The following is a 15,499-nucleotide window of genomic DNA, read 5'->3' as shown; positions in this document are numbered from 1 at the left end:
GCGCCCTTTCCCTCCCCCCACGATTCCCGGAGACACTCCATGAATGCCCTTGCTGGCAAAGTCGCGCTCGTCACCGGCGGCGCCACGCTGATCGGCGCCGCGGTCGCGCAGGACCTGAGCCGCGCCGGTGCATGCGTCGCGATCCTCGATCTCGATGCGGACAACGGCGCACGCGTGGCCGCGTCGCTCGGCGAACGGGCGCTGTTCCTCGCGCTCGACATCACCGACGACCGTGCGATCGAGCGCGCGGTCGCGGCGATCGTCGAGCGGTTCGGCGCGATCGACGTGCTCGTCAACCTCGCGTGCAGCTATGTCGACAACGGCATCCACGCGACCCGCAACGACTGGCTTGCCGCGATGGACGTCAACGTCGTGTCGGCCGCGATGCTCGCGAAGGCCGTGCATCCGCACATGGCCCGGCGCGGCGGCGGCGCGATCGTGAACTTCAGCTCGATCTCCGCGCAGTGCGCGCAAACCGGCCGCTGGCTGTATCCGACCTCGAAGGCCGCGATCCGCCAGCTCACGCGCAGCATGGCGATGGATCTCGCACCCGATCGCATCCGCGTCAACTCGGTATCGCCGGGCTGGACCTGGTCGCGCGTGATGGACGAGATGACGCACGGCGACCGCGCGAAGACCGATCGCGTCGCCGCGCCGTTCCACCTGCTCGGGCGCGTCGGCGATCCGTCGGAAGTCGCGCAGGTCGTCACGTTCCTGTGCAGCGACGCGGCGAGCTTCGTGACGGGCGCCGACTACGCGGTGGACGGCGGCTATGCCGCGATGGGCCCCGAACAGGCGGTGCCGGCGATTCCGCGGCTCGCGGAGTGACCGTGCCGCGTCGCCGCTGCTTCCCGCAACCATTCCGGCCGTCACGCGGCCAACCGAGGACATTCCCATGAGACGCATCGCTATCGTCGGCGCCGGCCAGTCCGGCCTGCAACTCGCCTTCGCCCTGCTCGACCAGGGCTACCACGTCACGCTCGCGACCAACCGCGATGCGGAGCAGATTCGCACGGGCAAGGTCATGTCGAGCCAGTGCATGTTCCACACGTCGTTGCAGATCGAGCGCGATCTCGGCCTGAATACGTGGGAGGAAGCGTGCCCGGCCGTCGAAGGCATCGGCATCGCGGTGCCGCACCCGGACGGCCACTGCCGCAAGGCGATCGACTGGTCGTCGCGCCTCACCCGCTACGCGCAGTCGGTCGACCAGCGCGTGAAGATGGCCGACTGGCTCGACGGCGTGCGCCGCCGCGGCGCGGACGTGCGCATCGCCGACATCGGCGTGCCCGAACTCGAGGCACTCGCGCGCAACCACGACCTCGTGCTGCTCGCGGCCGGCAAGGGCGACATCGTCGGCCTGCTCGGACGCGACGACGCACGCAGCCCGTTCGACCGCCCGCAGCGCGCGCTGGCCCTCACCTACGTAAAAGGGATGACGCCGAGCGAGCCGTATTCGCGCGTACGCTTCAACCTGCTGCCGGGCATCGGCGAGTACTTCGTGTTTCCCGCGCTGACCACCACGGGCCCGTGCGAAATCATGGTGTTCGAAGGCATCCCGGGCGGCCCGCTCGACTGCTGGGCCGACGTGAAGACGCCCGAGCAGCATCTGGACCGCAGCCTGTCGTTCCTGCAGCAGTACGTGCCGTGGGAATTCGAACGCTGCCGCGACGTCGAACTCACCGATCCGAACGGCACGTTGGCCGGACGTTTCGCGCCGACCGTGCGCAAGCCGTTCTTCCGCTTGCCGTCGGGCCGCACCGTGTTCGGGATGGCCGATGCGGTGGTGGTGAACGATCCGATCACCGGCCAGGGCTCGAACAACGCCGCGAAATGCGCGAACGCGTATTTCGACGCGATCGTCGCGCGCGGCGCCGCGCCGTTCGGCGAAGACTGGATGCAGCAGACCTTCGAAGGCTATTGGGCCTATGCGCAGCATGTCGTGCGCTGGACCAACTCGCTGCTCACCCCGCCGCCGCCGCACATTCTCGAACTGCTCGGCGCGGCCGGCCAGTCGCCGTCGCTCGCGAAAACGATCGTCGACGGCTTCGACGACCCGCGCCAGTTCGCGCCGTGGTGGTTCGAACCGTCGGCCTGCGCGGCGCTGATCCGCGAACACAGCGTGCGTGCGGAGTAACCGCCATGGAAACGACCGTTACCGACCGCGCGGCCCTCGACCCGATGCAGTTGCGCGCCGCATTCGGGCAGTTCCCGACCGGCGTCACCGTGATCACCACGTGCGCGGCCGACGGGCGCAAGGTGGGCCTCACCGCGAATTCGTTCTCGTCGCTGTCGCTCGATCCGCCGCTCGTGCTGTGGAGCCTGCGCAAGGTCGCGCCGAGCCGCCCGGATTTCGTCGCGGCCACGCACTTCGCGATCAACATCCTCGCGCACGACCAGATCGACCTGTCGCGGCGCTTCGCGACACCCAGCGCCGACAAGTTCGACGGCGTGCCGCACGTCGCATCGGAGAGCGGCGGCGTGCCGTGCCTCGCCGGCGCGAGCGCGCGCTTCGTGTGCCGCAACGTCGGCCACTACGCAGGCGGCGACCACCTGCTCTTCATCGGCGAGATCGAACGGTTCGACGCATTCGGCAAGGCGCCGCTCGTGTTCCATGCCGGCCAGTATCGCGCGATCACCGACCATCCCGATCTTTTACGTTCCTTTTAATTAGTCATACAAACGAATAACCAGAAGGTGGTGAACATGAAAATCGGCTCTCGCCTGCTCGTCGCCGCAGGCTTCGCGATCGCCGGCCTCGCCGGCCCCGCGCGGGCGGCCGACCTGCCCGCGGTCAACCTCGGCATGACCAGTTTCCTCGACGGGATGCCGCCGGCCGGCGCCGGCTGGTACGGCACGCAGTATCTGCAGTACTACACGGCCGGCCGCGTCAACGACAATGCGGGCAACAAGGTCGGGTTGCCGAAGCAGGACATCGACCTGTTCGCCGGATTGAGCCAGCTCGTCTATCAGTCGCCGCTGACGTTCGCGGGCATGCATCCGGGCCTCGACGTGATCCTGCCATGGATTGCGTCCGCGCGCACCGACGACGGCATCGGCAACGTCGCGCTGAATGCGCGCGCCGGCTTCGGCGATCTGCTGATCGGCCCGTTCATCCAGTTCGACCCGGTGATGGGCGCGCAGGGCCCGCGCTTCGCACAGCGCGTCGAATTCCAGTTCATCGTGCCGACCGGCGCGTACGATCCGTCGCGCGCGATCAATCCCGGCAGCCATTTCTGGTCGTTCGATCCGTACTGGGCGGCGACGCTGTGGCTCACGCCGAAATGGACCGTGTCGTGGCGGCTGCACTATCTGTGGAACGCGACCAACCATCAGCCGGCCACGGCACTCGGCCCGGACGTGACGTCGACGCAGGCCGGCCAGGCGCTCCACGTGAACTTCGCGACCGAGTACGAAGTGCGGCCCGGCCTGCGGCTGGGGCTCAACGGCTACTGGCTGCGCCAGACCACCGACATGAAGGCCAACGGACAGGACGTGCCGGGCACGCGCGAAGCAGTATTCGCGATCGGGCCGGGGGCGATGGTCAGCTTCTCGCCGCACGATCACCTGCTGTTCAACGCGTACTTCGAGACCTATGCGCGCAACCGGCCGCAGGGCACGCGGATGGTGCTGCGCTACGTGCATCACTTCCAGTGACGCGCGGCGCGCCGGCTGCCCCGCTACGTGGCGCCGCCGCTTCAACGGGTTAGCAGTAGGGGGCAGCCGTGAAGGCGGTGGACTACGGCTTGTTCCATGGCCGACCATGGGTCCAGGATGCATTGACGCCGCTATGGTCGACCTGTCTCGCGGCGCCGCCTGGGGAGGGAGCCTCCATGAAGCCTGTTGCCGTGCCGGCCGCCGGATGGCCAGCGGGTGGCCCGGGGGCCGGCACATCCAGCCTTTATCGATGCGCGCGAAGCCGCATCCGCGCGCCGCTCACTGCGCGATGCCAACGAACGTCGGCAGCAGCACGCGATAGACGTGAATCATCGCCGGGCCGAGCAGCACCACCATCAGCGCGGGAAAGATGCAGAAGATCAGCGGGAACAGCAGCTTCAGCGCGATCTTCGCCGCCCGTTCCTCCGCGCGCATCCGGCGCCGCGTGCGCAGCATGTCGGACAGCACGCGCAGCGATTCGCTGATGCTCGTGCCGAACCGGTCGGCCTGGATCAGCATCGCGCAGAACGACTCGATGTCCTCCACGCCGGTGCGCAGCGCGAGATTGCGCAGCGCCGTCTCCTTCGTGAAGCCGGAGCGCATCTCGAGCAGCAGCAGGTCGAGTTCGCTCGCGACCACCTCGCTGCGAAACCGCAGCTCCTCGCTCACCTTCATCAGCGCCGCGTCGAGCCCGAGCCCCGCTTCGACGCACACCGTCAGCAGGTCGAGCGCGTCCGGGAAATCCTCGAAGATCTTCTGCTGGCGCACCTTGACCCGCTGCGACAGCACGACGTTCGGGATGTAGTAGCCGATCCCCGCGAGCGCCACGAGGATCACCGACAGCAGCGCGCGCTCGTCGCCGAGCGACGTCGTGATCAGCACCAGCAGCGCCGCGCACGGCAGGCCGAGCGCGAGCATCGTCTTCGCGGTGAAGTACAGCGCGGCCGCGCTCGGGTTGCGCCAGCCGGCATTCATCAGCCGGATGCGAAGCGGCGAATTCTCCCAGCCCTCCTTCGGCACCGACAGCTTCGAGATCGGGGTGGACAACTCGACCAGCTTCGCGACCCAGCGCGACGCCAGGTCGTCGCCGTCGCCCGGGCCGGCGATGGCGCCCGCCCCGGCGCCGCCCGCCTGCTCGATCCGGCGCTGGATGCTGCGCGGCGCGAACAGCAGCATCGCGACGAGCACGCCGCCGGCCACGAAGATGAACAAGCCGCCCAGCATCACGGCCTGGACCACGCTCAGGTTTTGCATGACAACCTCGCAACGGTTCGTTATTCGGCTCGCGCGTCAGACGCGAATGCGGACGATACGGCGGATCCAGAACAGGCCGAACAGCATCGACACCAGCATCGTGCCGACCATCCGGATCCCGGCCGGATCCTCCCAGAGCACCGACAGGAATTCGCGGTTCAGCAGCGCCATCACCGCCGCGGTGCCGAACGGCAGCAGCCCGAGAATCCACGCGGACAGCCGCCCTTCCGCCGACAGCACGCGCACCTTGTCGAACAGCTTGAAGCGCTCGCGAATGAGTCCGGCGATGCTGTCGAGCAACTCGGCCAGGTTGCCGCCCGTCTCGCGCTGGATCAGCACCGCGATCACGAAGTAGCGCAGATCCTGCACCGGCACGCGCGTCGCGAGGTTCATCAGTGCGTCGTGCAACGACACGCCGTAGTTGACCTCGTCGAACGTGACGCGGAATTCGCCGCCCATCGGCTCGGAAAACTCGTCGCCGACCATCCCGAGCGTGCTCGTGAACGAATGACCGGAACGCAGCGCGCGCGCGATCATGTCGCAGATGTCCGGCAATTGCCGCTCGAGCTTGCGCATCCGCCGGGCGCGGCAGCGCAGCACGTACAGCATCGGCAGCCAGCCGGCGAACAGCGCGAGCGGCACCGCGGCGAGCTGCGGCAACCGCATGAAACTCGCCACGAACCACGTGAGCGCCGCGAACGTCGCGCTGAGCGTGATCAGCTTCGGCAGCGTCCAGTCGAGGCCCGACTGCTGGATCACGAGATCGAGCGTATGCACGCGCGGCAGGCGCAGCAGCAGCCGGTCGAACGGCTTCGACTCGTCGAGCATCCGCTTCTTCAGGATCGACAGCCGCTCCTGCTGGACGTTGCCGCCGGCCGACATCGCGCGAATGCGCGATTCGATCCGGCGCGCGGCGGTGCCGTGCCGCGCGTTCCACCATTGATAGATGCCTTCGATCGACAGCACGACCGCGACGAAGGTGAGAATCACAAAACCGTAAAAGATCGCATTCATGAGGCCTCTCCCCGGCAGCACACGGCGCCCTGGCGTCAATCCGTCTCGTAACGCACGGACGGGTCGTACAGCGAATCAGGCAGGTTGATGCCGAACGCCTGCAGCCGCTCGACGAACTTCGGCCGCACGCCCGTCGCGCAGAAGTGGCCGCGCACCGAGCCGTCGCGGTCCACGCCGGTGCGCTTGAACGTGAAGATCTCCTGCATGTTGATGATGTCGCCTTCCATTCCGGTCAGCTCCTGGATGCTGATGATCTTGCGCTTGCCGTCGGTCAGCCGCGCCGCCTGCACGACCACCGAGATCGCCGACGCGATCTGCTGGCGCATCGTCTTCGGCGGCAGCGTGAGGCCGGAGACGCTGACCATGTTCTCGAGCCGCGTCAGCGCGTCGCGCGGCGTGTTCGCGTGAATCGTCGCGAGCGAGCCTTCGTGACCGGTGTTCATCGCGTTGAGCATGTCGAGCGCTTCGGCGCCGCGCACTTCGCCGAGGATGATCCGGTCCGGGCGCATCCGCAGCGCGTTGCGCACCAGCGTGCGCTGCGTGATCTCGCCCTTGCCCTCGATGTTCGGCGGGCGCGTTTCGAGCCGCAGCACGTGCGGCTGCTGCAGTTGCAGCTCGGCGGCGTCCTCGATCGTCACGATCCGCTCGTTGCGCGGAATGAAGCCGGACAGGATGTTGAGCAGCGTCGTCTTGCCGCTGCCGGTGCCGCCCGACACCAGCACGTTCACCTTCGCGCGCGACAGCGCGTCGAGCAGCTCGGCCATCGGCGGCGTCAGGCTGTGGAAGCGCACCAGGTCGTCCATCTTCAGCGGATTGACCGCGAAACGCCGGATCGACATCAGCGGCCCGTCGATCGCGGACGGCGGGATGATCGCGTTCACGCGCGAACCGTCCGGCAGCCGCGCGTCGACCATCGGGCTCGATTCGTCGATGCGGCGCCCGACGCGCGACACGATCTTCTCGATCACCTTCATCAGGTGCGCGTCGTCGTAGAACGTCACGTCGGTCAGTTCGAGCTGGCCGCAGCGCTCGACGTAGACCTGCCGGTAAGTGTTCACGAGGATGTCGGAAATGCCGGGGTCGCGCAGCAGCGCCTCGAGCGGGCCGAAGCCGAACATCTCGTCGTACACGTCGATCGCGAGCTGGCGCCGCTCGATGTCGTTCGCCGGCAGCCGCTCCTCGTCGAGGATGCGCGCGATCAGCGCGCCGATCTCCATGCGGACCTGATCCTGGTGCAGCCGCGACAGGCGCTCGAGCTCGACGCGCTCGAGCACGGCCAGGTGGATTTCGCGACGCAGCTTCTGGTATGCGTCGCGCACCGACGAATGCGCCGGGCCGGCCGGTTCGTTGCCTGCCGCCAGCGGCTGGGCCCGGTGCAAGGACATCTGTTCGCGCAATGACATGATGATTCCCCGAAAGAATTACATCGACTTGAGCTTCGGCGTGGCCTTGCGGCCGAACAGCCGGGACATCAACGGTTCGCTGTGCGTCGCGCTGCGTCCCGCGCGCACGTCGCCGTCGACGAGTTGCTTCGCGCAGCCCTGCAACGCACGCGCGACCGCCGAGCCGCGCGCGAGCCGCGACACCGGATGGCCCTGGTTGATCGCTTCGAGCACGGTCTCGGCGTCGTCGGGAATCGTGCAGGCCGCCTGCAGGCCGAGCACTTCCTCGAGCGCGGTGCGGGTCCGCTCGCTCGCGCGCGTCGCGCGGTTCACGATCAGCCGCAGCTGGTCGGTCGAGTAGCCGAGCGACACGAGGATCTCCAGCAGCCGGCGGCCGGCGCGCACGTGCGGCATCGCGGGCTGCAGCACGATCTGGATCTGGTCGCTGCGATCGAGCGCGACCATCGACAGCGGGTTGATGCCGACGCCGACGTCGAAGATCACGAAGTCGTAGCGCGGCGCGGCGACGCCGAGAATCCACTCGAGCGCGTCCTCGCGCATCTCGGCGGCCTTGACCGGGTCGCCGGCGCCCGCGAGCACGTGGAAGTTTTCCGTCACGTGCGCGACGCTCGCGTCAAGAAACGCGCTGTCGAGCCGCTCGATCTGCGCGCACAGCTGCGGCAGCGTCGACGGCGGGGTTTCGTCGCTGACGAGGAACGCCGCGTCGGCGAACTGCTGGTTCACGTCGATCAGCAGTACGCGGCGCTTGAAGCCCTCGGCGATCTCGAACGCGACGTTGCCGGCCGCGAAGCTCGTGCCGGCCCCGCCCTTGCACGACATGAACGACACGATCCGCGTGTCGTCGGTATCACGCCGCGTGCTTTGCACGGCCGCCCGTCCGAGCGCGTGGCCGAGCGCCTGCGGGTCGAGCGGCCACTGCAGCACGTCGCGTGCGCCCGCGCGCATCGCGTCGAGCAGCACGTGCGGCGACGCGTCGGCCGTCACGAGGATGCAGGTCAGGCCCGCGTGCGCGCGGCAGATGCGCTCGATCGCCGGCAGCTCGGACGGCTCGAGCGACGTGCCGTCGACCAGCAGGATGTCGAACGCGTCGAGTCCGTCGGTGCGATGCTCGATCTGCGACGGGCGGCCGGTCGCACGGGTCGTGCGATAGCGTCCGCAGTCGGCCACGAGACGCGCGATCTGCGTGAGCCGCGCGGTATCGTCGGAAGCTACGAGGATGTTGATCATGTCGTGTGCCTCGTGTGTTCGATTAGTTGCAGGCGGAGCCGCCCGTCGCGGAGCTCAGGCTTTCGCGCGGCAGCGTCGTCGTGAACGGCGGCATCCTGACCGTGACGTTCACGAACGGGATCATGGTCTTGACGGTGACGTTCGTGACGCTCACCGTCACGAACGAGCACGTGTTGATGTCGCAACTCGTCGGCGTGTAGCTGACCGACACGTTCGCGTCCGACAGCAGCGGCAGCAGCGACCGCACGCGCTTCACGACGCCGGCGGCGTTCACGTCGCAGACGACCGCCGTGCGCGCGCCGAGACGCACGGCCTCGCTCGCGGTATTCCAGTAGAACAGCACGCGACCGAATTCGAAGATGCCGATCAGCAGCATGATCAGCACCGACGCGATGAGGGCGAACTCGACGATCGCGACGCCGCGCTGGGCGCGCCGGCGTGATGGCGGAAAGCGGCGTGCGTTCATGACACTTGCCTCATCACGGTGACGATGTTGCCGAAGGTGATCGACGGCAGTCCCGGGTACGCGGGAATCGGCTGGTACTTGTAGCCGCTGATCTTCACTTCGACGACGTTGATCGCGCCCGCCGCCGAGCCGCTCGACGAACTGTTGTTGTTCGCGTCGTAGGTCGGCAGGTTCGCGAACTGCGACGGGTCGGACGCGTCGCTGCAGCCGGTCGTGTGCTGTGCGTCGCAGATCGTGACCATCGACGTCTTGAGCCCGGGCACCAGCTCGCTGCCGGCCGAGCCGCACGTCGTGCTGCCGTACACGACCAGGCACTGCGCCTGCGCCACCGGATACGCGCTGTCGGTCGGCAGCCAGACCGACAGGTAGCGCGCCGCGTCGCGGGTCGCCTTGGTCAGCGTCTCGTACTGGTAGATCGCGCGGCCGAACTCGGCCACGCCGGTCGCCAGCATGATCATCGGCATCAGCACGAGCGCGAACTCGACGGCGACGGCGCCGCGGGTGCGCGAACGACGAATCGACGGCTTCTTCATGATCGTCTCTCCGCTATTGAACGAGCATCGGAACCTGGGTTCCGGACGCGCTGCCGCTGCCGGGCAAGCCGTGCGTCGCGCACGGGTTGTTGCCGGAAACCGACGAGCCGAGGTATTCGAGGTGCGCCACCACGGGGCCGCTGCCGGCGCTGAACGGCAGCGGATCGAGCATCAGCACGCAATCCCATTGCGTGACGTGCACCTTGCCGCTGTTGCCCTTCAGCGTCGAACAGTCGCCTTCCGGCGCGAGCGCGAGGCGCCGATCGCTGCCGTAGGTCGTGTAGTTGCTCGCCGTCGCCGTGCCGTTGGTCGCGATGCCGCTGCCCGACGGCGGTGCGCCGTCGCCCTGGTAAGGCTTGAAGCTCGCGCGGTCGGCCACGAACTGCGTGTACGCGTCACCCTTGATGCCCGGCGTTCCCGGCGGCCCGTAGTTCGGCCCGACGTACGCGTAGCCGGTGAAGTCGGGCTGGCCGCTCGAGCCGTTCGCGCCGTTCGTATAGATCCCGAAGCGCGTGTTCCAGGCCCGCTGCGACGCCGACTTCAAGCCGGTGGTGCTCAGGTCCGGCGGGCTCGTGATGTTGCAGGTATTGCCCGACAGCTCGCTCGCGAGCGTCGTCTCGTTCGTCGAGCCGTCGAGCGCCGCCCAGCCGAAGTTGCCGGGCCCGTAGGTCGACGACGACCCGGACGGCGACGAGATCCAGTCGCCGACCTTGTAGGCCGGATCGGACGGACCGCGGCACACGAACACGGGAATCGCGCAGGTCGTCTGCCCGCCGCCGACGGTCGCGATCGCGCTCGCCGACACTTCCGCCGCATTCGCGAGCTTCGTGCCCGGCAGCACGTTCAGCACCTCGATGAACCAGTGCGCGATGTTGCTCAGCGTCGCGGTGCACTGCACGTACTTGATGCTCGCCGGCTTCGTGACCGCGCTCTTGGTCAGGAACGGGTTGGTCAGCGAATCGCTGAACGTGACGTTCGCATTCGTCGACATCTGCACCGACGTTTTCTGGAAAAACACGAAATTCAGGTGACCGGCGGCGATGCCGTCGGCCTCGGCCACCGACAGGCTGATCGCCGAAGTCAGGTCGCGCGCGGCGGACAGCGCGCAGGCATCGGCGCTGTTCTGCAGTTCGCTGCGCGTGACGTACAGCTTGCCAAGATCCAGCGCGAGCCCAACGAATCCGATCATCACCGCCAGCGAAAGGCCGACGATGATCGCGACGGCACCGCGCTGGCGATGCAGGCCGCGACGCGTGACTTTCGGATGGCGGGCTGCGCTGTTCATGGCGTTCTCCCTGAGCGTGGTGTCGTTACTGGGTAGCCTTGCCGATGCCGATCACGAACGCATTGGCGGGCGGCACGGTCTGCTTGAACGACTTGTCGTAGTTGTCGAGTGCGGCCGCGGCGGCACTGCCGTCGATCCCCGATGCCGACGCCGGATGCTCGCCGGCATGCGGATCGATGATCTGGGCCTGCATCACGGTGCGGACCGAGTCGCCGAAGCGGCTGTCCCACACCGGGGTCGACGACATGCAGCCGGCAAGCGCGAACGCGAGCGGAACGGCGAGCGCCGCGCGGCGCACGAATACGAGGTAGGCGGATTTCATGAGCTTCCCCTTGGATGGCTTCAACGATCGGTGGACTGGGGTTCCGCGCCGGCGCGCGCGATCTGCGCCTTGGGCGCCGCCGCGATCCGGTGCTTCGGGCGCGCCGCCGGCTGGGCCGACGGTTCGGCGCCCGCTGCCGCGAGGCGCGCGGCGGCGGCTTCGATGCGCGCGACACGCGCCGCGGTGGCCGGGTCGGGCTGCGGGCCGGCGGCCGCGACCGGCGCCGGCGCCTTCGGCGGCTCGGCCGGCACCGGCGGCTGCACGTCGGCGTCTTGCGGAGCACGCGGCGCGGGCAGCGCGGCCGGTGCGACCGGGGCTTCCGATTGCGGCGCCGGCGCGGGCGCCGGGGCCTGGGCCGGGGTCTGCGGGGCGGCGGCCGCGCCATTCGCGGGTTGCATCGGCTGCGCGCCTGCCTTGCGCACGCCGCCACGGCCTTCCATGTTGCCGGTCGCATACACGTCGACTTCGTTCGGCTTCGAGAAGCTGTCGGTCGGCAGCGCGACGTCCGCGGTCTGCAGCGGCTTCACCAGGTGCGGCGTGATCAGGAAGATCAGCTCGGTGCGATCCTGCTGGAACGACGTGCTGCGGAACAGCGCGCCGAGCACCGGCACTTCGCCGACACCCGGGATCGCCTTCAGCGCGCCGGTCGCGTTGTCCTTGATCAGCCCGCCGATCGCGAACGATTCGCCGTCGCTCATCTGCACCGTCGTCGATGCGCGCCGTGTCGTGATCAGCGGCAGGATCGACGTGCCGCCGATGTTGGTCGCGCTCAGCGTGACGCCCGTCTGCGACAGCTCCGACACTTCCGGCGCGACCTTCAGGCTGATCCGGCCGTTGGCCAGCACGGTCGGCGTGAACTTCAGCGCGACGCCGAATTCCTCTTCCTGCAGCGTGATCGACGACGTGCCGTTGCCGCTGCTCTGCGGGATCGGGATGAAGATCTTGCCGCCGGCGAGGAACGTCGCTTCCTGGCCGCTGATCGTCACGAGATTCGGCTCCGCGAGGATCTTGACGAGGTTGTCGGTGTTCTGCGCGTCGGCCGCGATGCTGAACGGCCGGTTGTTCGCCTTGTTGAACACCGCGCCGCTCGCGACGCCCGCGAGCAGGTTGCTGACCAGCGCACCGCTCCACGAACCGAAGCCGCCCTGGATGTTGAATGCGCTGCCCATCTGGTTGATCAGCGTCTTCGACACCTCGGCCACCTTCACCTCGAGCATCACCTGCTGCGGCGACGTGACGTTCAGCATGTTGAGCACGCCGCCGCCCTGCTTGCCGCCGCCCGCCGCATCGCCCGCGCTGTCGCCGTACGCATGGGCGATCTGCACGGCCTGCTGCGCGGCCTGCGAGCTCGACACGGTGCCGGCCAGCACGATCGTGCCGGCCGCGGTCGACACGTGGATGTCGCGCTCGTTCGGCATCAGCTGCAGCAGCGACGCCTGCAGGCCGCCGGCATCCGCGCCGACCGCGACGTCGATCACGCGGCACGCACCGCTCTTGCCCTGCACGATCATGTTGGTCGTGCCGACCGCAAGCCCGAGGATGTACAGCGTCTGCGGCGACACCATCGTCGCCTGCGCGACGGCCGGATTGCCGATCGTCCGGTTGCGCACCGGCTCCGGCATCGGCACCAGCAGCGACTTGCCGAGCGGCACGGCGACGCTGGTCGATTCGCGCACGGCGCCCACGCAGTTCGGCCCGCGCAGCGGCCCCGCCGATGCGGCGGGCGCGGCGGCCGGCACCGGCGCCATGCTGATCGTCATCTGCATCGGCCCCTTGCCGACCGCGGCCGGCGCGCTGGCGCCGCCCTTCGTCAGCACCGCCGATTCGATGCCTTCCTGCGCGAGCGCGCCATACACGGTCAGCCATCCCGAACAGAGGATCGCGGTCATCATCGTGCCCCGTGCGACGCGTGTGCGCAGTGGGCCGGTACCTGTGCGTTGCGGTTTGATCTTCATTTCGTCTGATCCCCCGAGAGACCGGCGCCGTGCCGGTTATCGACTTCCAAGGCCGCCGCGCGTTGCCGGCGGCCGGTTTGTTGGTCTGGCTGGTTCGATCTGCTTCAGAAACATTCGACGCTGCCCTTCACGCCGGTCAGCACGCCGACGCAGTCGCGCCGCACTTCCGGCGCCGCGTGCGAGGCGACGTGCACGCGGACCGGCCGTACGTGGACGGGCGCCGGCGGCGCTGCCGGTGCGGGCTCCTTGCCGAGCAGCGTGAGCTTGGTCGCACCGTCGGTGTTCAGCGTCTTCTGGTCGACCTGGTTGCGCAGCACGAGCGACAGCGTGCCGACGCTGCGCGCGAGGTCGAGCCGTTCGGCCTGGTCGGGCGTGACTTCCAGCGTCACCGCGTTGACCACCTTCGGCGCCGTGTCGTCGCGGCTGACCTGCTGCGCGACGGCGAGCACGAGGATGTGCTCGAGCACGATCTTCGAGATGCTCTGCCCGTCGGTCTTGCCCTGCTGTTCCTGCGTGTTGACGATCACGTCGACGTAGTTGCCCGGCAGCGCGAAGCCCGCGACGCCGACCACGTCGTTCACGCGCACCGTGATCGCGCGGCTGCCGTCGGCGATCACCGCGGACAGCCCGCCCTTCGTGCCGACCGGCGCGAGCTTCGATTCGATCACCGGCTCGCCGCGCGACAGGCTGGTGCGCACGACCCGCCCTTCGAGCGCCTTCGTGTCGGTGAACGCGCCGGTCGGCACGCTGCCGGACGGCCAGCTCACCATGTGGATCTGGTTCGGCCCGAGCGGCTCGCCCAGGTTCAGGTCGGTGGTGGCCACCGCGACGGACGTGACCGAGCTCGTGGATGTCTGCATCAGCCAGTGGGAAGCGAATACGACCGCGGCAAGACCCGCGATCATCGCGACGACCAGCATCATGACCGCTCGACTGTTTTTCATGGCAATGCTCCTCGACGAATCGTGAAAGAAACCGCTCAACCGGTGACGAACGTCCGGCCTCCGCGCTCGACGGGCGGCGGATGGCCGCCGTCCCGTTCAGGCGCCGCGCCGAAGTAACTCGCCCACGCGTCGTACAGCGCGTCGTGCGTCACCTCGGGCGGATCGCCGCGGTAACGCGCGCCGGCGGCCACGAGGCGCAGCAGGTCCGCCGGAAAGCACGCGAGAAACGCCTTGCCGGTCGGCAGATGCAGCCGATGCAGCAGGAACTCGAACGCATCGCTCGCCGACACGAGCCCGAGCGCTGCGCAAGCGGCGTCGTACACCGCGCGGTAGTCGTCGATCGACATCGCGCCGACGTGCAGCTTCGAGCCGAGGCGGCGCATGAACGCGTCGTCGCAGAACTGCTCCGGCGCGAGGTTGCTCGAGAACACCGGCCACACGTCGAACGGCAGCACGAAGCGGTTGCCGGATTCGAGCGTCATGAAATCGACGCCGCGATCGAGCGGACGCAGCCAGCGATTGAGCAGGTCGCGCGGCTCGACGCGCTGGCGACCGAGATCGTCGACGACGTACATGCCCATGTTCGCCTTCATGTGCGGTGGCGCCTGGTAGAAGCCGGCCGCTTCGTCGCGCCGCAGGTCGAGCTCGTCGAGCGTCAGCTCGCCGCCCGACATCACGACCGGCCGTTCGCACAGGCGCCACCGGCGATCGACCGACTGGCCGGCGCCCGCGGCTTCCGCGTCGACGTGCACGAGCGGGTCGTAGACCTGGATCACTTCGCCGGCCGCGCAGATCGCGTACGGCACCGGCACGCGGCCGTGCATCAGCGCGCCGAGCCGTTCGGCGAGAAAGGTCTTGCCGCTGCCGGCCGGGCCGTAGATCAGCAGCGGCCGTCCCGCGTTCAGCGCGGCGGCCGCCGCATCGAGCACCGCCGTGTCGATCACGACGCCTTCGAATGCGGCCCACACGTCGCTCTGGCCGATGTGCAGCTTGCGCACCGAATGCGCGGCCACGCTCGCGAGGTACGCATCCAGCGTCACCGGCGCGGGCCCGCTGTAGCCGCTGCGTTCCCGTTCCTCGAGCGCGAGCACGCGGCCCGCATCGGTCAGGCGGAACGTCACGTCGAGATCGGTCGCGCCGCGATGGGTCAACTCGACCAGATGCTCGCGCACCAGGAACGCGAAGACTTCGTCGAGCACCGCGAGCGGCAGGCAGTGCCGCTCGACCAGATCGCCGTACGACGGGCGGCCGAGCACCAGCGTCGACTTCAGCACGAGGCCGCCGACGAACGCCATGCTCAGCCCGGTTTCCGCGAGCGAGCGCGGCGCCAACGGCAGCTGCGCGCCCAGCTTCGTATGGACCTCCCGCGACGGCAGCGGATCGGGCAGGTGTGCCACCTGCGCGTCGCGTCTCGGTTCGGTGTGGTTCGTGTTCATGATCGT

Annotated in this window: 14 protein-coding genes and 2 pseudogenes; 4 read left to right on the top strand and 12 right to left on the bottom strand. The window is 68.6% G+C overall.

Features of this window, described 5'->3' with window-relative positions:
• Positions 1-39 precede the first annotated feature (39 nt).
• The 4 genes from DFS13_RS28905 (at position 40) to DFS13_RS28890 (ending at position 3,654) form a co-directional block, all read left to right on the top strand.
• Positions 40-828, top strand: coding sequence for an SDR family oxidoreductase (locus DFS13_RS28905; protein WP_080322790.1), 789 nt, complete (start codon positions 40-42; stop codon positions 826-828).
• Between the two features lie 67 nt (positions 829-895).
• Positions 896-2,134, top strand: a complete 1,239-nt coding sequence (locus tag DFS13_RS28900) for a styrene monooxygenase/indole monooxygenase family protein (protein WP_111442413.1) — start codon at positions 896-898, stop codon at positions 2,132-2,134.
• A 5-nt stretch (positions 2,135-2,139) separates the two neighbouring features.
• Positions 2,140-2,667 carry a flavin reductase family protein gene (locus tag DFS13_RS28895; RefSeq protein ID WP_006486282.1) on the top strand — a complete coding sequence of 176 codons (528 nt, stop codon included), beginning with the start codon at positions 2,140-2,142 and terminating at the stop codon, positions 2,665-2,667.
• 36 nt (positions 2,668-2,703) lie between these two features.
• Complete coding sequence (locus DFS13_RS28890; protein WP_059723888.1) at positions 2,704-3,654, top strand: transporter; 951 nt, start codon at positions 2,704-2,706, stop codon at positions 3,652-3,654.
• 279 nt (positions 3,655-3,933) lie between these two features.
• Here the strand turns inward: DFS13_RS28890 and DFS13_RS28885 are convergent, their stop codons facing one another.
• The 12 genes and pseudogenes from DFS13_RS28885 to DFS13_RS28835 all read right to left on the bottom strand — a co-directional run bounded on the left by DFS13_RS28885 (position 3,934) and on the right by DFS13_RS28835 (position 15,493).
• Positions 3,934-4,908 (bottom strand): type II secretion system F family protein, encoded by a 975-nt coding sequence (locus DFS13_RS28885; protein WP_006486292.1) that lies wholly within the window; start codon positions 4,906-4,908, stop codon positions 3,934-3,936.
• 36 nt (positions 4,909-4,944) lie between these two features.
• Positions 4,945-5,532 (bottom strand): annotated as a pseudogene (locus DFS13_RS41240) (type II secretion system F family protein); the annotation flags it as partial.
• 92 nt (positions 5,533-5,624) lie between these two features.
• Positions 5,625-5,922, bottom strand: a pseudogene (locus tag DFS13_RS41235) (pilus assembly protein TadB); the annotation flags it as partial.
• A gap of 35 nt (positions 5,923-5,957) precedes the next feature.
• On the bottom strand, positions 5,958-7,325 hold the full coding sequence (locus tag DFS13_RS28875) for a CpaF family protein (protein ID WP_006486287.1): 1,368 nt from the start codon (positions 7,323-7,325) through the stop codon (positions 5,958-5,960).
• An 18-nt stretch (positions 7,326-7,343) separates the two neighbouring features.
• A complete protein-coding gene (locus DFS13_RS28870; RefSeq protein ID WP_111442412.1) occupies positions 7,344-8,552 on the bottom strand; it encodes an AAA family ATPase in 1,209 nt (402 codons plus the stop codon).
• Between the two features lie 22 nt (positions 8,553-8,574).
• On the bottom strand, positions 8,575-9,018 hold the full coding sequence (locus tag DFS13_RS28865; protein WP_006498094.1) for a TadE/TadG family type IV pilus assembly protein: 444 nt from the start codon (positions 9,016-9,018) through the stop codon (positions 8,575-8,577).
• A complete protein-coding gene (locus tag DFS13_RS28860) occupies positions 9,015-9,551 on the bottom strand; it encodes a TadE/TadG family type IV pilus assembly protein (protein ID WP_034204008.1) in 537 nt (178 codons plus the stop codon). Before DFS13_RS28860 ends, DFS13_RS28865 begins: the two co-directional genes overlap by 4 nt.
• Positions 9,552-9,564: 13 nt before the next feature.
• Positions 9,565-10,836, bottom strand: a complete 1,272-nt coding sequence (locus DFS13_RS28855) for a pilus assembly protein TadG-related protein (protein ID WP_006498092.1) — start codon at positions 10,834-10,836, stop codon at positions 9,565-9,567.
• Between the two features lie 25 nt (positions 10,837-10,861).
• Positions 10,862-11,158, bottom strand: a complete 297-nt coding sequence (locus DFS13_RS28850; protein ID WP_006486293.1) for a hypothetical protein — start codon at positions 11,156-11,158, stop codon at positions 10,862-10,864.
• A gap of 20 nt (positions 11,159-11,178) precedes the next feature.
• Positions 11,179-13,113 carry a type II and III secretion system protein family protein gene (locus DFS13_RS28845; protein WP_043205887.1) on the bottom strand — a complete coding sequence of 645 codons (1,935 nt, stop codon included), beginning with the start codon at positions 13,111-13,113 and terminating at the stop codon, positions 11,179-11,181.
• 104 nt (positions 13,114-13,217) lie between these two features.
• Positions 13,218-14,057: a Flp pilus assembly protein CpaB gene (gene cpaB / locus DFS13_RS28840; RefSeq protein ID WP_034204006.1), complete on the bottom strand. Its 840-nt coding sequence runs from the start codon at positions 14,055-14,057 to the stop codon at positions 13,218-13,220.
• A 35-nt stretch (positions 14,058-14,092) separates the two neighbouring features.
• Positions 14,093-15,493 carry an ATP-binding protein gene (locus DFS13_RS28835; RefSeq protein ID WP_111442411.1) on the bottom strand — a complete coding sequence of 467 codons (1,401 nt, stop codon included), beginning with the start codon at positions 15,491-15,493 and terminating at the stop codon, positions 14,093-14,095.
• Positions 15,494-15,499: the final 6 nt, after the last annotated feature.

This window comes from Burkholderia sp. 28_3, assembly GCF_003253915.1.
GTDB classification, from domain to species: domain Bacteria; phylum Pseudomonadota; class Gammaproteobacteria; order Burkholderiales; family Burkholderiaceae; genus Burkholderia; species Burkholderia cenocepacia.
This window is presented reverse-complemented; position numbering and strand designations above follow the sequence as displayed.